Source organism: Streptomyces sp. NPDC059355 (assembly GCF_042752335.1).
Classification (GTDB): Bacteria; Actinomycetota; Actinomycetes; order Streptomycetales; family Streptomycetaceae; genus Streptomyces.
Window position 1 is genome coordinate 245,173 of the sequence record NZ_JBHYXN010000004.1, and the last position, 18,473, is coordinate 263,645.

At 70.8% G+C, this 18,473-nt stretch carries 14 protein-coding genes and 2 pseudogenes; 10 read left to right on the forward strand and 6 right to left on the reverse strand.

Annotated elements, in window-relative coordinates; all coding sequences use genetic code 11:
* Positions 1–21: 21 nt before the first annotated feature.
* From ACFXGI_RS06240 to ACFXGI_RS06250, 3 genes are all read right to left on the reverse strand, one after another.
* Positions 22–1,152 (reverse strand): hypothetical protein, encoded by a 1,131-nt coding sequence (locus tag ACFXGI_RS06240; RefSeq protein ID WP_384703998.1) that lies wholly within the window; start codon positions 1,150–1,152, stop codon positions 22–24.
* 114 nt (positions 1,153–1,266) lie between these two features.
* On the reverse strand, positions 1,267–1,818 hold the full coding sequence (locus ACFXGI_RS06245) for a superoxide dismutase family protein (protein WP_384704000.1): 552 nt from the start codon (positions 1,816–1,818) through the stop codon (positions 1,267–1,269).
* Positions 1,819–2,058: 240 nt separating this feature from the next.
* Positions 2,059–2,802: an SDR family NAD(P)-dependent oxidoreductase gene (locus ACFXGI_RS06250; RefSeq protein WP_384704106.1), complete on the reverse strand. Its 744-nt coding sequence runs from the start codon at positions 2,800–2,802 to the stop codon at positions 2,059–2,061.
* Here ACFXGI_RS06250 and ACFXGI_RS06255 point away from each other — a divergent pair.
* From ACFXGI_RS06255 to ACFXGI_RS06265, 3 genes and pseudogenes are all read left to right on the forward strand, one after another.
* Positions 2,801–2,854, forward strand: a pseudogene (locus ACFXGI_RS06255) (hypothetical protein); the annotation flags it as partial. The gene ACFXGI_RS06250 and the pseudogene ACFXGI_RS06255 overlap by 2 nt on opposite strands.
* Before the next feature lie 4 nt (positions 2,855–2,858).
* Positions 2,859–3,332: a class I SAM-dependent methyltransferase gene (locus tag ACFXGI_RS06260; protein WP_384704002.1), complete on the forward strand. Its 474-nt coding sequence runs from the start codon at positions 2,859–2,861 to the stop codon at positions 3,330–3,332.
* Positions 3,333–3,441: 109 nt separating this feature from the next.
* On the forward strand, positions 3,442–4,986 hold the full coding sequence (locus ACFXGI_RS06265; protein ID WP_384704004.1) for an adenosine deaminase: 1,545 nt from the start codon (positions 3,442–3,444) through the stop codon (positions 4,984–4,986).
* Between the two features lie 57 nt (positions 4,987–5,043).
* Here the strand turns inward: ACFXGI_RS06265 and ACFXGI_RS06270 are convergent, their stop codons facing one another.
* On the reverse strand, positions 5,044–6,678 hold the full coding sequence (locus ACFXGI_RS06270; protein ID WP_384704006.1) for a carboxylesterase/lipase family protein: 1,635 nt from the start codon (positions 6,676–6,678) through the stop codon (positions 5,044–5,046).
* 242 nt (positions 6,679–6,920) lie between these two features.
* Here ACFXGI_RS06270 and ACFXGI_RS06275 point away from each other — a divergent pair, with 242 nt between their 5' ends.
* The 5 genes from ACFXGI_RS06275 to ACFXGI_RS06295 are packed head-to-tail and all read left to right on the forward strand — an operon-like array spanning position 6,921 to position 11,445.
* Entirely contained in the window at positions 6,921–8,096 is a 1,176-nt protein-coding gene (locus ACFXGI_RS06275; RefSeq protein WP_384704008.1) for an ABC transporter substrate-binding protein, read from the forward strand.
* A gap of 1 nt (position 8,097) precedes the next feature.
* Complete coding sequence (locus ACFXGI_RS06280; protein ID WP_384704010.1) at positions 8,098–8,976, forward strand: branched-chain amino acid ABC transporter permease; 879 nt, start codon at positions 8,098–8,100, stop codon at positions 8,974–8,976.
* Entirely contained in the window at positions 8,973–9,968 is a 996-nt protein-coding gene (locus tag ACFXGI_RS06285; RefSeq protein WP_384704012.1) for a branched-chain amino acid ABC transporter permease, read from the forward strand. The genes ACFXGI_RS06280 and ACFXGI_RS06285 overlap by 4 nt, the downstream gene beginning before the upstream one ends.
* Entirely contained in the window at positions 9,965–10,741 is a 777-nt protein-coding gene (locus ACFXGI_RS06290; RefSeq protein ID WP_384704014.1) for an ABC transporter ATP-binding protein, read from the forward strand. The genes ACFXGI_RS06285 and ACFXGI_RS06290 overlap by 4 nt, the downstream gene beginning before the upstream one ends.
* The gene (locus ACFXGI_RS06295; protein WP_384704016.1) at positions 10,738–11,445 is read left to right on the forward strand and encodes an ABC transporter ATP-binding protein; all 708 of its coding nucleotides are present in this window, start codon (positions 10,738–10,740) and stop codon (positions 11,443–11,445) included. The genes ACFXGI_RS06290 and ACFXGI_RS06295 overlap by 4 nt, the downstream gene beginning before the upstream one ends.
* A gap of 222 nt (positions 11,446–11,667) precedes the next feature.
* Here ACFXGI_RS06295 and ACFXGI_RS06300 read toward each other — a convergent pair whose 3' ends face one another.
* Positions 11,668–13,320, reverse strand: a complete 1,653-nt coding sequence (locus tag ACFXGI_RS06300; protein WP_384704018.1) for an MFS transporter — start codon at positions 13,318–13,320, stop codon at positions 11,668–11,670.
* Positions 13,321–14,030: 710 nt separating this feature from the next.
* Positions 14,031–14,690, reverse strand: a pseudogene (locus ACFXGI_RS06305) (cutinase family protein); the annotation flags it as partial.
* Positions 14,691–14,892: 202 nt separating this feature from the next.
* Here ACFXGI_RS06305 and ACFXGI_RS06310 point away from each other — a divergent pair.
* Both ACFXGI_RS06310 and ACFXGI_RS06315 read left to right on the forward strand, forming a co-directional pair.
* Positions 14,893–17,379, forward strand: coding sequence for a penicillin acylase family protein (locus ACFXGI_RS06310; protein ID WP_384704020.1), 2,487 nt, complete (start codon positions 14,893–14,895; stop codon positions 17,377–17,379).
* 56 nt (positions 17,380–17,435) lie between these two features.
* Positions 17,436–18,455, forward strand: coding sequence for an alpha/beta hydrolase (locus tag ACFXGI_RS06315; RefSeq protein ID WP_384704022.1), 1,020 nt, complete (start codon positions 17,436–17,438; stop codon positions 18,453–18,455).
* The last annotated feature ends 18 nt before the right edge of the window (positions 18,456–18,473 follow it).

The window sequence follows — 18,473 nt, forward strand, 5'->3', positions numbered from 1 at the left end:
GTCGGCGGTGTCGGCCGTTCCTCAGGAATCCGCGTCGCCGCCGGGCCGGGGCGGAGCGGTGGGTGCGGCGCCGGCGGCCGGTGCCGCGGCGAGGTCGGCGAGGATGGCCTCGGCCAGGCCCTCGCGGCGGATCCGCTGGTCGACGTACAGCATGGCGCTCGCCAGCTGGCTGTAGCCGATCTGGAAGACCTGGCTCGCGGCGCCGCCGAGGAACACGAGGAGGAAGGCGAACACCAGGGCGGTGACGACCCCTGCCGAGGGGGCGCCGCCACCCTCGGGGATGCCCTGGAGGGCGGGCATGATCGCGAACATGCCGATGAAGTTGAACGGCAGCTGGATCGCGTACGCGATCGCCCCCGCCAGCATGACGGCGACGATGGTGTAGCCGAAGATCCGCCACCAGTCGCCCCGTACCAGCGCCGACGAGCGCCGCAGTCCGGTGACCGGACCCGCGCCCTCCAGGACCACGACGGCCGGGGCCAGGCCGAACCGTATGTTGAGCCAGACGGCCAGCGGCATCGCGGCCAACAGCAGCAGTGGCAGGAGGCCGAGCAGCGCGACCGCGCCGTCCCCGGATCCGGCGGAGGCCACCAGCGGCACCCACACCGCCAGGACGAGGAACACCGGGGCGCCGGCGATCACGATGCTGAGGAACAGTGCGCCGGCCACCGCGGGAGCCCGCCGGACCGAGGACCACCACAGCGCGCGGAAGGTGGTGGGGCGGCCCATCACGGCTTCCTTGAGGACCGCCGGACACAGCGCGGCGATGACCGACATGCCCAGCACGCCGATGACGAAGAGCAGTACGAACACGGCGACGGCCGCGACGACCAGGGGCACGACGTGCTCGGACGCCGGATCCTCGCCGAACGGCGGATCGAAGACGGGGTCGAAGTGGTCGTGGACCGCGGCCACGGCGATGCCCACCACGAGGGCCATGACCGGCAGGACGATCGCCTGCACGGCCAGCACCACACCGGCGAGCGTCTTCCAGTGGCCGCGGATGGTCGCGAACGATCCGCTGATGACGTCCCCGAGGGCCAGCGGTCGCAGGGGTATCACCCCCGGCTTCGGCGCCGGTGGCGGGCCTCCCCACTGCGGGGCGCCACCCCAGCCGCCCCCGTGTGCTCCCGGCCAGTTGTTCTGCGTCATGCACATGCTCCGTATGTCGTCCCCCTGTGGGACGGACAACATATCTCAGCTGGTCAGGGACATGGCATGCAGTTTCGAGGCCCGGTCGCGGACGCAAGAGGGAAGCGGACGTTCCTACTTGAACGGCACATTGACGCAGGCCAGCTGCGCCCCGGCCGTACCGGCGCTGCCGGTTCCCGTGTGGGTGGCGTGCTCGTGGATCACCACGGAGCGGGCCTGATCCGTGCGGAACCGCCAGTCCAGGGTGGACGCCGAGGCGCCGTCGCCGTTCCGGTCGGTGGTGATGTCGAGCCACGCCTCGTTGCGGGGATTGGCGTATGCGGGGTTCGTCGAGGGCAGCTTGGGGTCCACGGCGTTCTGGTAGTGCGGCCCGGAGTCGCTGGGCTTGCTGCCGCAGGGCTTCTGGTGCACGTGGGCACCGAACGTCCGGTTCGCCCCCACACCTTGGAGCCGCAGTTCCACGTGGGTGTCGTCGCCGACCCGCTCGGTGACGGTGACCCTGCCGCCGACCGGTACGGCTTCGGTGTCGAAGGTGACCGCCTGGTGTGCGGGCGGTCCGCCGGCCGCCCGGAACGTCTCCTCGATCGTCACGTCCTGGCCGGTGACCGCGCCCAGGGGCAGGAGGGCGGCGAGGGACGCGGTGAGCGCTGACACGAGGAAGGACATCTTCGGCTCCTCTCACCACGGGCGTCCCGGATCGCCGGCGCAACAGGGCCCGGTGTACGGCATCGTCGGGACGTGTCGGCCGGCGCTTGCCGGGCCATGTTCCCGCACCCGGCGGCCTCGTGCAGGGCACATCGAGGGTGTCGGCCCGGTTTTCCCTGATCAGCCGCGTGATTCCCCGGGCCGCATCCCGGCGAGGCGGCGCGCGGCCCCGAGAATGGCACCGGATGCCGGGTCAGACGGTCACGAGCGGTGCGTGCTGTTCGCCGAGCCGGCGTACGGCCCGGGCGATGCGGGGGTCGGTCGCCCCCCCCGGAAGGGGGCGACCAGGGTTGCCCGGGCGCCGATGACGAGGCCGGTACGGCCCGTCAGGGTGCTGCCGGTGGCGGCGACGATCGAGGGTCTGGCCGCGACGGAGGCGGGGTCGGCGGCGAAGACCGATACGCCGGTGGCGTCGAGCCGCGCGGCCAGGTCGAGGGTGCAGGCGAGGTTGGCGAGTTTGGCGCGGCCGTGCCAGTGGAGACCGTAGTAGCCGCCGGGCGGCTCGACGTTGTCGAACACCCGCTTGGCCACCCCGACCGCTGCCGAGGTGACGTTGACGATCCGGCTCGGAGCGGCGGCCGTCAGGGTGGGGAGCAGGAGCTCGGTCGGCAGGTGGGGGGAGAGGTGGTTGACGACGAACGACGCCTCGACACCGCCCAGGCTGCGCCGGTCGGCGAACATCGAGCCGACGTTGTTGACCTGTACGTTCAGCGGTTCGCCCGAGGCGGCGTGCTCGGCGGCGACGCGGTCGGCGAGCACGCGTACCCCTTCGAGGGAGGCGAGGTCGGCGGCCAGGAACCGGGCGGGGTGGGCCGGGCCGGTCGCGTTGATGCGCTCGACCGCGCGGGCGCCCCGGTCGGGGTCGCGTCCGACCACGGTGACCGCGTGACCGGCGGCGCTGCGCCGGGCGGCCGGGGTCCGGCTCCAGGACCGCGCACTCGACATCGGCTGCGGCACCGGGCAGACCACCCGCGAGGCCGCGCGTGCGGCCCGGGCGGGCAGTGTGCTCGGCATCGACGTCTCGGCGCCCGCGATCGAGCGCGCCCGCCCGCCGGCCGGCCCGGGCCGAAGGGCTCCGCAACGTCGCCTTCGAGCAGGCCGACGCCCAGGTCCACCGCTTCCCGCCGGAACGCTTCGACCTGGCGGTCAGCAGGTTCGCCACGATGTTCCTCGACGACCCCGTCGCCGCGTTCGCCGACCTCGGGCGGGCGCTGCGTCCGGCGGGGCGCCTGGTGATGACGGCCCGGCGGGCCCCCGGGCCCAACGCGTGGGACGTCGCCGTCCGCCGGTCCCTCGAAGCGGCCACAGGGCCGGCCAGCCGGTGTCTGCGGGGGACCGGGCCCGTTCTCGTTCGCCGATCCGGCTGCCGTGCGGGAGATCCTGCAGGGCGCAGGGTTCGCGGACGTCGGGTTCACCGACGTCCACGAACACGCAGGGCCTTACCCGGCCGGCCTACCGGTGGCCTGATCTCCTGAAAGGTCCCCGTCAGGAGGAACGATCCTCCGCGGGGCCTCCCGGGTGACGCAGGGCGGCGCCCGGCACGGCATCGCGTGGTGCGGCTGCCCGCTTGACCACCATGTGGCCGTGATCCCATCCCACTTGATCGGTGCGTTCTCCGCACTCGCCCTGCTCGCACCCGCCTCCGCGTACGCCGCCCCGGCCCCCGCCGCACCCGCGGCCGCTCCCCGCCCGAACGACTTCTTCGCCGACCTCCCCAAGGGTGGTGACCTGCACAACCACCTGTCCGGAGCGGTCACCACCGAGTTCCTGATCGAACTCGCCGCCGAAGACGGACTCTGCATCACCACCGACACCACCACCGCGAAGCCCCCGCCGTGCGGGACGGGAACCCGCCCCGCCACCGACGCCGTCACCGACGCCGCGTTTCGCCGGCAGGTCATCCAGGCCTGGTCGATGCAGGACTTCCCGGCCGACGGCAACGGCCACGACCACTTCTTCGCGACCTTCGACAAGTTCGGCGAGGTGCCCTGGCGCCACCCCGGCCGCATTCTCGCGGAAGTCACCAACACGGCCGCCCGCCAGCATCAGTTCTACCTGGAGACCATGATCTCCCCGGCCTCCGGCCAGGCCCGCGCCCTCGCCGACCGGGTGGGCTACGACGCCGACCTCGACCGCATGCACGACAAGCTCCTCGCCGACGGAGGCCTCGACGCGGTCGTCCAGCAGGCCCGCGCCGATGCCGACACCACCGACACCGAGTTCCGCGCCGCCGCGCACTGCGACACCCCGCGGCCCGACGCCGCGTGCTCCCTTCCGTACCGCTGGATCTCCCAGGTCGCCCGTCTCGGCACGCCCGAGCGGGTGTTCACCCAGATGGCGCTCGGGATGCGGCTGGCCGAGCGCGACCCGCGCTTCGTCGCCGTCAACCTGGTGCAGCCGGAGGACGGGGAGGTCGCCCTGCGCGACTACCGCCTGCACATGCGGATGCTGAACTACCTGAAGACCCAGTACCCCAAGGCGCACATCACCTTGCACGCGGGCGAGCTGGTACCGGGCCTGGTCAAGCCGGAAGACCTCACCTTCCACATCAGGGAGGCCGCCCAGACCGGCCGCGCCGAGCGGATCGGGCACGGCGTGTCCGTCCTGCACGAGGACCGCTGGGAGTCGCTCATGCGCTACATGGCCGACCGGCGGATCGCGGTCGAGGTCCCCTTCCACAGCAACGAGCAGATCCTGCGCGTCTCGGGCGACGCACACCCCTTCGCCACCTATCGCCGCCACGGCGTGCCGGTCGTACTCGCCACCGACGACCCTGGCGTGTCCCGGATCGAGATCACCGACGAGTACCGGCGGGCCGCGCAGATGTACGGGCTCGGCTACCCCGAACTGAGGGACCTGGCCCGGGCCTCCCTGGAGCACTCGTTCCTGCCCGGCCGCAGCCTCTGGAACCGCGACCTGCGCAACGGCTACCGGCCGGCCGGGCCGTGTGCGGACGAGCGCCAAGGCGCCGAGCACCCGGGCGCGCGGTGCGCCGGCTTCCTCGCCGGCAGCCCGAAGGCGCAGGTCGAGTGGCGTCAGGAAGCGGCCTTCCACCGCTTCGAAGCGGCCCACCCCCGCGCCACCCGCCCCGGCTCCAACCGACCGGGAACTCCTGCACTGCACCGATGACGCACGAGGTCCGGCTCGTACACACCGATGCGCACGGGCCGGCGTCTCGCCGACGCGTCAGGAGCCCGTCGGCCGGCGCAGGCGCCGCCAGTGGCCGGCCAGGTCGTTCGTCGCGGTGGTCACCGAGTCCAGGCTCATCGTGGTCCGGGTGTCCCGTTCGTAGCGCTGCCAGTTCGGCATGGCCGGGTGGTTGGGGTCGCCGGTACGGATGAAGGAGATCCATGCCGCGTGCACGGTCGAGGCCAGCCCCTCACGGATCCGGGGATCGAGCCCGGTCAGGAACGGGGCCTGCGACCACTTGTCGAAGTTGTCGAAGACGAACGGCAGTTCCAGACAGTGCGGCGCCGCCAGCTTGCCCCCGTACGCGGGCGTCGGGAGGTCGAACTGGTAGGCCCAGACCGGCCGCCTGCGGGCCGCCGCCCGCCGTTCGGCGAGCGCCAGGCCGGGCATCCGGAACAGGTCGTCGCTGATCAGGTCCATCAGCACGTCCACCGGCCGGGCGCCCGGCCGGGCTTCCTCGTACTCGCTGTACGCCTCGGAAGCCCGGCTCCCGAAGGTGTCCCGTGCCCGTGCGAGCACCTGTTCCTTGGTCGCGGCGGCGTACGCCGGGTCGAGCGCGAAGGCGAAGTTGGCCTCCTCCCTGGTACAGCCGATCAGGATGTCGATGTCCGCCCCAGGGCCGCCGAGCAGCAGTTCGCAGGGGTGGCGGTCCAGCGTCACCTCGTCGATCACCGGCAGGAACGGGGTGGACCAGTACCCCCACCGCCCGGTGCGCCGGAACATCTCGATGGTGGCGCCCACCAGCTGCTGCCAGGGCAGGGTCCGCAGCTGTGCCACGTCCTTGGCCCCGAGGACGTCCAGGAAGGTGGCGCTGCGCCGCAACGACTCCGTACGCGTGGGGACCTGCAGCCCGAGCGGGGGGCTCTGGAGGATGGCGCGGCGGAACAGCGGGCGGCCCGCGGGCCGGGCACCGGCCAGCGCCGCGACCGAGAACGCGCCGCCGGACTGACCGGCGAGGGTGATGTCGTCCGGGTCCCCGCCGAACGCGGCGACGTTGTCCCGTACCCAGCGCAGGGCGGCGAGCTGGTCGGTGAGCCAGAAGTTCCCGCCGGCGCCGTCCTCGCCGAAGTAGAGGTACCCCAGCGGCCCGAGCCGGTAGTTGACGGTCACCACGACGAGATCGCCGTCGCGCGCGAAGGTGTCGCCGGAGTAGACGGGCAGTGAGCCGGATCCGGAGAGAAAGCCGCCTCCGTGGATCCAGAGCAGCACCGGCCGCTTGGCGTCGTCGGCCCGCGGGGTCCAGACGTTGAGGGTGAGGCAGTCCTCGTCGAACGGGGGCGAGCCGTGCGATCCGAGGACCGGGTCGCCGCCTTCCCGGTAGAGCTGCGGTGCACTGGGGCCGAACGCGGTGGCGTCGCGCGTTCCCGACCAGCCGGGATGGGGCTGGGCGGGGCGCCAGCGCAGCGGGCCGACCGGCGGCGCCGCGTAGGGAACGCCCTTGAAGACGGCGAGGCCTCCCTCGACGGCTCCGCGCAGTCGGCCCGCGGGCAGGTCCACGACGGGGGAGGGATCGTCCGCCTTCGCTGCCGCCTGCGCCGCGTACCCACTCGGAATCCCGGAGGAGAGCAGTGCGGCTCCGGCCAACACCGTGCTGTTCTTGAGGACTTTGCGTCGCGATGGATCGTCGGTCATGGTGCTTCGCTCCCTGACTGATCGCGGGACCGCCGCCGAGAAGTGGCATAGCGGAGATTTGACGACCGCAAGTGTTACGGCACATTTGTGAGTGGGGTCAAGGGGTGGGAGGGTCTCATCGTTCGGTGTCTTGCGAACTATTGACGGCCGTCTCATTTACACGATAGACACGTGTCACCCTCCAGGCACCCCATCGGCAACACCCGGTCCACCAGGGCCGGCTGACCACGTACGGAGTCTCCATGGCAGGTCGGTATCGCCCCATTGGTCTGATCGCCGTCACGACGGGCCTCTTGCTGACCACCGCGTGCGGTGGTGCCAGCCTCGGGACCGGCGACGGCGACAAGCAGGACGGGCCCGTGAAGATCGGGCTGCTCGTCCCGCAGTCCGGAACGTACAAGGCGCTCGGCGACGACATGAAGCAGGGCTTCGAGCTCTACGTCAAGCAGCACGGCGGCAAACTCGGCGGCCGGGAAGTGGAGATCGTGATCGCCGACGAAGGGGAGACGGCCGACTCCGGCAAGGCGGCGGCGGAGAAACTCGTCAAGCAGGACCGGGTACTGGCGGTGAGCGGCGTGGTCAGCTCGGCCACCGTCAACGGGGTCAAGGACCTCTTCGAGACGGGCAAGGTCCCGCTCGTCGGCTCGAACGCCTCGCCGACGACGCTGACCGGGACCAAGTACATCTGGCGCACGTCGTACGTCAACGACGAGCCGGGCAAAGCGCTCGGCACGTACGTCGCCGGGAAGGCCGGCGGCCCCGTCTTCCTGGTCGCCGCGGGCTACCAGGCGGGCAAGGACGAGGTGGAGGGGTTCAAGTCCACCTTCCTCCCGGCCGGCGGCAAGCTCGCGGGGGAGGAGGTCTACACCCCCTTCCCGGGTACGAAGAACTTCCAGCCCTACCTGGCGCAGATCCAGAACTCCGGGGCGAAGGCGGTCTTCTGCTTCTACGCGGGCGGCGCCGCCGTCGACTTCGTCAAGCAGTACCGGGAGTTCGGGCTGGCCGGCAAGATCCCGCTCTACGGGCCCGGCTTCCTCACCGAGGGCGGCGTACTGAAGGGGCAGGGAGAGGCGGCCGAAGGCATCTTCACGGCGCTCAACTACAGCGCCGACCTGGACAACGAGGCCAACAGGCAATTCGCACCCGCCTACCGGTCCGCCTACGGAGCGCCCGCCACCACCTACGCGATGGCCTCGTGGGACGCGGCGCAGGTGCTCGACAAGGCGATCAAGACGGCCGGTGGCACCGTGACCTCGGAATCGGTCAACGCCGCCATCGCCAAGGTGGGGGACATCGACAGCCCGCGCGGCACCTGGAAGTTCAACAACGCGGGCACGCCCGTCCAGCCGTGGTACCTGCGCGAGGTCAGGCAGGGCGCCAACACCGTCACCGCCGAGCTCGGCCGGCTGGGCGGCTGACATGACCGGATGGTTGAACGGCAACCTCATCAGCGTCGTCGACGGGATCGCCTTCGGTCTGCTGCTGTTCACGATAGCCGTCGGACTCTCCCTGGTCTTCGGCATGATGGACGTGCTGAACCTGGCCCACGGCACCCTCTACCTGACCGGGGCGTACGTCGCCTACGCGCTGTCCGACGGCAGCCTGTGGGGCCTGGTCCTCGCGTTGGCGGCAGGCGCCCTGGCGGGCGGTGCGGGCGGGGCCGCGCTCACGTTCCTCACCCGGCCGCTGGCCCGGCGCGGGCACCTGGACCAGGCCCTGCTGACGCTCGGCATCACCTTCATCGTCGCGGACCTGCTGGCCGCGGCCTTCGGCGGCGACGTGCTGCCCACGGACCCGCCGACGGCCCTGCGCGGCACGGTGGACCTCATCGGCCACGCCTATCCGGTCTACCGGCTGGTGTTCATCGGCGTCGCGGCCGGCCTCGCGCTCCTCGTCCACCTCGTCTTCGAGCGCAGCCCGCTCGGCGCGCTGGTGCGGGCCGCCGTCGCCGACCGGGACATGGTGCGCGCACTCGGGGTCGACGTCCGCAAGGTGCTGTACGGGGTCTTCGCCTCCGGCGCGGCCCTGGCGGCGGTCGGCGGCGTCCTCGGAGCACCGATCCTGGGCCCCGGGCCGGGCGTCGACGAGACCGTGCTCGTCCTCTCCCTCGTGGTCGTGGTCGTCGGCGGTCTCGGATCCGTGCGCGGTGCGCTCGCCGGGGCGCTCCTCATCGGGCAGGTGCAGACCCTCGGGGTGGCGCTGCTCCCCGAGTACGCGCCCTTCCTGCTCTTCGGCACCATGCTGATCGTGCTCGTGGTCCGGCCGAACGGCCTGTTCCCGTCGGCGGTGCGCGCATGAACCGGACCGCAGCCACCGGCGCAGCGGGAACCGCGGGCGTCGCCGGGCGGCGGCTGTCCGGGGCCGCCGTGGTCCTCGCACTCGCCCTGGCCCCCTTCGTCCTCGGCCCGTACGCCATCGGCACCCTGTCGCGGATCCTGGTGTTCGGACTCCTCGCCGCCAGCGTGAACCTGCTCACCGGCCTGACGGGACTGCCGACCCTCGGCCAGTCGGCCTACTTCGGAGTCGGCGCCTACACGGCCGCCATCGTGGCGACGCGCCTCACCGACATCGGACTCCTCCAACTCCTCATCGCCGCAGGCGTCTCGGCGCTGGTGGCGGTACCGACCGGGTGGCAGGCGGTGAGGGCGCGGGGCGTGGTCTTCCTGATGCTGACCCTGGCGATCGGCGAGATCGCGTACAGCGCCGCCGTCAACTGGAAGCCCGTGACCAACGGCACCGACGGCATATCGGGCATCCCGCCCGTCGTGCCACTGCCCGGCATGCCCGCACTGGCGCTGGACGGACTGGTCTACTTCCACGTGCTGGCCGTGTTCCTGCTGCTCCTCGCGGCCGTCTCCCGCCTGGGCTCGACCCCCTTCGCCCTCGCCCTGCGCGGAATCCGCGACAACGAGCCGCGGATGAGGGCGATCGGCTACCCGACGCGGCGCTACGCCCTGACCGCGTACTGCGGGGCCGGGGCACTGGCGGGCGCCGCCGGAGCCCTGTGGGTCTCGGTGCAGAGGTTCGTCTCGCCCGGCGACGCCGGATTCGAGATCGCGGCCCTGGCGCTGCTGGCCGTGGTCATCGGCGGCTCCGGCTCCCTGTGGGGAGCCTGCGCCGGCGCCGCGCTGGTCTGGCTCACCCGCGACTGCCTCGGGAACCTCGAAGCCGTCGCCGGGCGAGGCCCGCTGCTGCTCGGACTGCTCTTCGTCGTCGCCGTGTACGCGCTGCCCCGCGGGCTGGCCGGCGTACGGCTGCCGCTCATGACCACCCGAAAGAGAACGACGTGACAGACCGGACCCACGGCCACTCCTCCCTCCTGGAACTACGCGACGTCTCACGGCACTTCGGGTCCTTCCGGGCCCTGGACGAGGTCTCCCTCCGGGTGCGGGCGGGGGCGCGGCACGCGATCATCGGCCCGAACGGCGCGGGCAAGTCCACCCTGTTCGGCCTGATCTCCGGAACGTTGCCGGTCACCGCCGGATCGATCCTCGTCGACGGGCAGGACGTGACCCGGCTGCCCGTGCACCGCCGGGTCGGCCTCGGGATCGCCGCGACGTTCCAGCACTCCAGCCTCTTCATGCGGGAGTCCGTGCTGGAAAACGTACTGCTCGCCTTGTTGCGGCGGCCCGGGGGCGGGCTGGGGGGCTGGCGGAAGGTCACCGCCCGGCCGAAGGCGATCGCCCGGGCACACGCCCTGCTCGACCAGGTGGGCCTGCCCACCCGGCACGAGCTCGCGGCGGCCGAACTCTCGCACGGCGAACGGCGGCAGCTGGAGGTCGCCGTCGCGCTGGCCACCGATCCCCGGCTGCTGCTCCTGGACGAGCCGGCCGCCGGCATGTCTCCCGCGGAGACCGCGCGGCTCACGGCACTGATCGCCGCCCTGCCCGCCGAGGTGACCGTACTCCTCGTCGAACACGACCTCGACATGGTCTTCGAGCTCGCCGACACGGTGACCGTCATGCACCTCGGCCGGCACCTGGTGACCGGGACCCCGGACGCGGTGCGGTCCTCCGCCGCAGTCCAGAGCGCCTACCTCGGGACCGCGGAGGCCTCCTCGTGAAACCGTTCTTCAGCGTGCGCGACCTGCGATCCGGCTACGCCGGGGGCCTCGTCCTCGGCGGTGTCGACCTGGACCTCGACGCCGGCGGGATCGTCGCCGTCCTCGGGCGCAACGGGGTCGGGAAGACCACCCTCATCTCGACCGTCACGGGGCTCGTACGGCCGTACGGGGGCAGCGTCACCCTCGACGGCCGGGAGATCGCCGGAGCCCGCGTCGACGTGATCGCCCGCGCCGGGGTCGGCATCGTCCCGCAGGGGCGGCGGGTGTTCGCGCCGCTGACCGTGGCCGAGCACCTCACGATCGCCTCACGGCGTCCGGCGACGGGCCCGTGGACCAGGGCCCGCGTCCTCGAGCTGCTGCCGCGGCTGGGGGAGCGGCTCGGGCACCGCGGGGACCAGCTCTCCGGCGGGGAACAGCAGATGCTCGCGATCGCCAGGGCCCTGCTGGGCAATCCGCGCCTGCTCCTGCTCGACGAGCCGTCCGACGGCCTCGCGCCGGCGATCGTCGCCCAGGTGGGCGAGGTGATCCTGGAGGTGGGTGCGCAGGGGACGGCGGTCGTCCTCGTCGAGCAGAACCTGGGCCTCGCCTTCTCCGTGGCCCAGGACGTCGCGGTGATGCAGAAGGGCCGCATCGTCCACCGGGCGCCCTGTGCGGAATTCGCCTCCCGCCCCGACGACCGACGGCGCCTGCTCGGCGTCGACTGAGCGGGTCCCCTCACACCGGCCCCCCCCATCCCGTGGCGCCTGCCCACGGGGCCCGTGCCTCGAGCCGGTCCCGGCCCTCAGCATCGCCGACCGATGAGGGACCGGGCCGGTCATCCGCCCGCACCTGTCCCTGGAAGCGGCACCCCCATGGCAGCCGGACGAGGACGCGGAGCACATCCACCGGTGCTTCGTGGAGCTCCACGTGGATGCCGCGGCCCTCCTTCACGCGGCTGACGCATGGGACCTCGCGCCGGCTCCGTTCCCCGCCGGCCGACCGTCCGGCTCCTGTGCCGGTCCCGTGGGCTTTCCGGCAGGCCGCAGGGCAACCGCCAGCACAGCCGCTCCGATGAGTGCGACGAGCATGATCCAGACCGCGCCGACGTGCATGGCGTGGATGAACGCGTCATCGGCAGCGCGCGCGAGAGCGGGCCGGTGAATGGCGTCCGCGGCATGCCGTGCCTGTTCGGCGGAGACCCGCGCCTGGTCCTGCACCGCCTCGGGTACCGGGCCCAGCGAGGGTTCGATCGCGCGCCGATAGACGATGGACATGATCGTGCCGCCCACCGCGATCCCGATCACGCTGCCGGCCTGTCGCACCGTGTTGGTGACGGCCGACCCGGCGCCGGCCCGCTCCAACGGCAGGGAGCTGATCAACGCCGCCGTCACCGGGCCGAGCACCATGCCGATGGAGAGGCCCTGGACCAACAGCAGGATCTCGACCCGGGCGAGTGGGGTCCGCAGGCCGAGCAACCCGTACGCGCCCATGGTCAGCGCGGCCACGGCGAGAGCCGGCGCGGAGACGGAGCGAAGCGACCAGCGGCGGACCAGCCGCGCGCCGAGGGGCGCCCCCAGGATCGCGCCGAGCGCGGTCGGAAGACCGGCCAGGCCCGCCTCCATCGGGGAGAAGCCGCGTGCACCTTGCAGGTAGAACGCGTTGTAGAAGGTGACGGCGGCAATGGCGAAGAGGAGCAGTCCGAGCGCCGCATTACCGCCACCGAACGCACGCTGCGCGAGCAGTCGGGGATCGAAGCCAGGTGCCTTGATCCGCAATTCGACGTACGTGAAAGCGGCCAGCACGATCAGACCGACGGCGATCGGAGCCCACACGTCCGTACGACTCCAGGTGGCCGCCTGCCCCGCACGGATCAGCCCGTAAGCCAGCGCCGCGAGTCCGCTGATCGACAGCAGCATTCCGGCCGGGTCCAGCGGCCGCGGGACGGGGCTGCGGAAATTCGGGACCAGCGTGGCGATCCCGGCCAACGCCAGCACCACGACCGGGACATTGACCAGGAAGACCGATCCCCACCAGAAATGGTCGAGAAGCAGGCCGGCCAATACCGGACCCACAGCCATTCCGACGCCGGCCGCTGTCGACGAAATGGCGACCGCGGTTGCCCGGGCGGGACCGGTGAACGTCCACATGAGGATGGCCGAATTGGCGGGCATGATCAGCGCGCTGCCCACGCCCATCGCGGCTCGAGCGGCGATCAGCTGGCCCGTGTCGCCCGCGTACGCCGCCCATACCGAGGACCCGGCGAAAATCACCAGTCCGGTCGCGAGCACGGTCCGGTGACCGAAGCGATCGCCCAGCGCACCTGCGGTGAACATCAAGGTGGCGAAGGCCAGAGTGTACGAACCTGTGGCCCATTGCAGCCCGGCCGGGCCGGCATCCAGCCCGCGGACCGGGTCCGCGAGGGTCTCCAGAGTGGTGCTCAGCACCGTGTTGTCCAGCCAGATCAGCAGCGAGCACAACATGAGAACGGCAAGGATCAACTGCTGCCTGGACTTCGGCAGCGTAGGGGACTCGGCCATCAATACCCTCGGATTCGATCGGAAAAGATCTGGCGACGGGTCCGGACCGTAGGCCACCTTCACGCCCCTGTCAATTTCCGATTTCCGGTCAATGGCCCTCCCCTTGAGGCGACTTGGCGAGGCCATATTGCCGGGCTCTTGTCAATTCATTCCCCGTGAATGAACCGATGGTCTCGGTGCATCGCCGGAGACATGTTTTCGCGCCTCGGTCAAGAATTCCGATTCCCTCTTTCGCGGGGCCCTGGGCCACGCCGGCGAGCTGAAGGACGGCCAGTGGCTCCGGACGTCCTCGGGGACGTGGGTGCAGGTCACCTCGGTGGCGGCGTGGACGCAGGCCCGCGTGTCCATAACCTGACGGTCACCGATACGGATACGAACCACGTGCGCGCGGGCGCGGCAGGGATGGCCATGAGGATTTTCACCGTGCAGGGGCGGGAGTACGCGGCCCTCACCGTGCTCGGCAGCGAGGATTTCGACGCCATGGAAGTGGTGGAGATGACCGATGCCGGACGCGGTGGGCTGCTGATGGAGTTCCGCATGGACGAGGAGTCGGCAGCGCCGGCCCACCTCGGTGCGGAGGTCGGCATCCCGCTGCTCAGGGCCTCCCTGGAGATCTTCCGGGAGGACTTCCTGGAGCCGAGGCGCGCAGCGGGCCTGCCGCTGCCGCCCTGGTAGCCCGTACGGACTGAACCCGGGGAGAGCCCCGCCCGACTCGCGTCCGGCGGGGCTCTCCCCGGGTTCAGTCCCACACTTCCGCCGCGTGGTGACCAGGCGTACCAGGCGCCGTTGTACCACTGCTCGCTGGCACTGTCGTTGTGGTGGTCCATGTTGAAGTCTTCGGGGTAGTTCCTGACGTGGTTGTTCGGGTAGGTCCAGATGCCCGCGGACTCGTCGCAGACGTAGTCCCAGTGGCAGATGGTCTTGACGGGCACGTTGCCGAAGAACCGGTCGGCGCCCGCGAGCGGCGCGCCGACGATCCCGCCGAACGGCACGGATCCGCCGTTGGCGCCGGGAGGGCCCTGGCGCTTGGGGTCCGCGATGAGAACGGCGTTGACGTTGCCGAACGTCTGCCAGTTCTCGGTGACCCACGTGTGCACCACCGCGGCGCCCAAGGAGTACCCGCCCATCTTGACGTGCTGCCAGGGACAGGCGGCGCGCTGGTCGCGGACCAGCCGGTTCAGCTCATTGACGCCCGCACGGGCGCTCGCGCCGTTGGGGATCCGGGTGGGGTACCCGACGTGCTGCTGGATGTTGCCGTAGAAGCCGTCGTCGTTCCACGAGCTGCCGGTACCCCCGACGACGATCGTGTACGTGCCCTCGCACGAAGCCGCCGTTCTCGCCGCGGCCCCCTGTGCGGTGGCTCCCTGTACCGCTGAAAGCCCGACCGTCAGCAAAAACCCGGCTGCCACGGCCGAGATCCTTTTGGCTCGCATTCGATCCTCCCGGATAGTCGGCCCACGCGTCCGCGTTCCGATGCGGAACGCCGCGGGCCGAGGTCACCGGACGACCGTCGCAGCGTCCGATGACATCCCGATGAAACCCGCGACGGCGCGGCGACACCATCGGGATTTCATCGCCCTTTCCTAGCGTGGGTGCGTTCGGACAAGGCCTCGACCACAGGGGAAGGAAGGTTCGATGGCGCGGAGGAGATTCATGGCGAGGCTGCCGGTGGCGGCCGTGGCCGCGGTGGCGGTGATGAGCACGATGGCAGCCGCCGGATCGCCGGCCGGGTCACCGTCCGCCGGGTCATCGTCCGCGGGGTCGGCCATCGCCGTAGGGGGGCCGGACAAGCCGACGATCCGCTACACCGAGTACGGCATCCCGCACATCATCGCCTCGGACTGGGAGGGGCTGGGAACGGGCTACGGATACGCCGCGGCCAAGGACAACGTCTGCACCCTGGCCGAGACCTATCTGATGGTCAATGCCCAGAAGTCCCGCTATCTGGGCCCCGACGGCAAGGCCAGCCCCGGCGAGAAGCAGAACACCACCACCAACCTCAACAGCGACCTGTACTTCCAGCGGATCAACGACAACCGGGTGGTGGAGCGACTGCTCGACCAGCCCGCCCCCAACGGGCCGGAGCCGGAGGTCAGGGAAGCCATTCGCGGCTATGTCCGGGGATACAACAGGTACCTGGCCGAGACGGGCGTGAACAACATCTCCGACCCGGCCTGCCGCGGCGCGGCCTGGGTGCGGCCGATCACGGAACTGGACGTCTACCGGCACGCGCACGCCGAAATCATCATGGGCAGCGCCGATCCGCTGCTGGACGGCCAGGTGACCGCCGCACCCCCGGGGGCTTCGGCCGCCGCACCGCCGGCATCCTCACCCGGGGAGACGGCGGCGAAGATCCGCGACGCCTTGGCCGTCAGCCGTCAACAGAGCATGGGCAGCAACGCTTTGGCGGTGGGCGCGCAGGGCGTGTCCGGGGGCACCGGCATGCTGCTGGCCAACCCGCACTTCCCGTGGCAGGGCAAGAACCGGATGTGGCAGAGCCAGTTGACGATCCCGGGGAAGATCAACGTCTCTGGGGCGAGCCTGCTCGGATTCCCCGCGGTGAACATCGGGCACAACGACGATGTCGCCTGGAGCCACACCGTCGCCACGGTGGCTCCGTTCGGGCTGTTCGACGTACAGGTCGATCCGCTGAACCCGACCAACTACCTGGTCGACGGTGCCTGGCGGCAGATGACCTCGCAGCAGGTCGCCGTCGACGTATTGAACGCGGACGGCTCCATCGGCAAGGTCACCAGGACGCTCTGGTCCACCCGGTACGGCCCGATCGTCACCTCGGTGCTGGGTGTCCAGCTGCCGTGGGTGGTCAGCGCGCACGCCGTACGCGACGTGAACATGGACAACCTGCGGGCGCTCAACACCTGGTTCCACCTCGACCAGGCCAAGGACGTCAACGAGGTGGTCGACACCCTGGAGACCACGCAGGGCGTCCCCTTCTTCAACACCGTCGCCTCCGACCGCAAGGGCAACGCCCTGTACGCGGACATCCAGGCCACTGCGAACATCACCGACGAGCACGCGCAGTCGTGCCTCACCCTGACCGGGAGGCTGCTGTTCAACCAGGAGCTGCGGCTGCCGAACGTGCCGCCGGTCTCCGTCCTCGACGGCAAGCACAGTGCGTGTGACTGGCCGGACGACCCGAACGCGGTCGCGCCGGGACTGCTGGACCCGCACAAGCAGCCACGCCTGATCCGCAAGGACTTCGTCGGCAACGCCAACGACAGCGCCTGGCTCACCCATCCCGAGCAGCCGCTGTCCTTCCCGAGGGTGATGGGCGATACGGCGGCTCCCCGATCACTGCGCACCCAGGAGCTGATCCTGACCGCGCAGAACCGGATCAACGGCACCGACGGCCTGCCGGGCAGGGGCTTCACACCGGAGAACATGCGGCAGTTGCTCTTCGCGGACAACAGCAGGGCGGCCGATCTGGCCCTCGACGCCACGGTCGCGATGTGCCGGAGCGTCCCCTTCGGACTCATCCTGGTGGACGGAAATCTGGTCAACGTGAGCGAGGCCTGCCCGATCCTGGCCGCATGGCGGGACCACAACTTCACGGCGGACAGCCGGGGGTCGTGGCTGTTCGAGAACTACTGGGCCTTCCTGCTGGGCGGGCAGGCGATCGAGAAACTGCCGTGGCGGGTGCCCTTCGACCCCAAGGACCCGGTGCACACGCCCAATTCGCTGGACTCCGGAAGCTCCGCCGTCCGCGACGCGTTCGGCCGGGCGGTCCTCGCGCTGCGCAGGGCGGGCGTTCCGCTGAACGCGCCGCTGTCGGACGTCCAGAAGGTCACCCGAGGCGGTGAGCAGATCCCGATCCACGGTTCGATCGGTGAACTGGGCGTACTGAACGTGGTCACTCCCGGCCTGGTCGACGGCAAGCTCGACATCACCTTCGGATCCAGTTTCATCCAGCAGGTGAAGTTCACCGCCGACGGCCCGCCGCAGGCCTCCTCGGTGCTCGCCTACTCCCAGTCGGCCAATCCGAACTCACCGCACCACGCCGACCAGACCAAGCTGTTCTCGGCCGGTCAGTGGGTGACTGAACGGTTCACCGAAGACCAGATCGCGGCTTCGCCGGCACTGGAGATCAAGGTCCTTTCCTGATGAGGCGGCTCTTCCGTCGGCATTTCCAACGACAAAGCTCCCAAGGGGGAAACAGCGTGATGAGGAAAACGAGTCGGTGGCGCATGGTGGTGGCGCTGATGGCCGCCATCGTGGCGATGGCCACGCCGGCGGGCACGGCACAGGCTGCCGAGCCCACCGGGCCGCCACCGCTGGCGGACGGCTTCGGCCTGACCCAGGTCGACACGGCGACGGGCGGTCCCCGCAACTTCTACATCACCGTGACCACACCGGAGGTCGCGGGCAAGCACCACATCAAGATCATCCTGCCGAGCGGCTACTACGACGACCCGGCCAGGCGCTATCCGGTGCTGTACTTCCTGCACGGGTCCCCTGACGACCCGATCCAGCAGAACTACCCGGCGCTGACCGCCTCCGACCAGATGATCACAGTCATTCCGGACGGCGGCGCTCGGGGCTGGTACGCCAACTGGCTCAACCAGAGGACCGCGGCCGGTGCCCAGAACTGGGAGAACTTCCACCTCAAGCAGGTGATCCCGTTCATCGACGCGAACCTGCGCACCATCGCCACCAAGAAGGCCCGGGCCGTCGCCGGCGTCTCCATGGGCGGGTTCGGGGCCCTGCACTACGCCCAGGTCCGTCCCGACCTGTTCAGCCAGACCGCTTCCCTGTCGGGCGACATCGATCTGTCGGTCCGGTCCATGGACCTGCGGATGGCCGTCGTCGCCTCCCTCGTCGCCTACGAGCCCGGCGTGGACAGCGACGCCGCGTTCGGCTCGCCCTACCCGGTGTTCAACGCCGACTGGAGGTTCAACGAGGTCGACCCGGCGGCGCACATGAACAAGCTCGCGGGAGTGGGAGTCTCCCTCTACGTGGGCAACGGACGCGGAGACGTCACCGATCTGGAGTTCTGGGTCGAGAGCGCGTCCAAGCACGTCAAGGACAGCATGGACGCCCTGCGGATGCCCTACTACTACGTCGACTACGGCGACGGTTCCGCCTGGGGCACCCAGTGCAACGGCGGCCACAACGCCGGCTGCTGGGAACAGGACCTCCGCGACCTGATCCCCAGGCTGGAAAGGTCCTTCGCCGCCTGACGGAACGGCCCCCCGCAC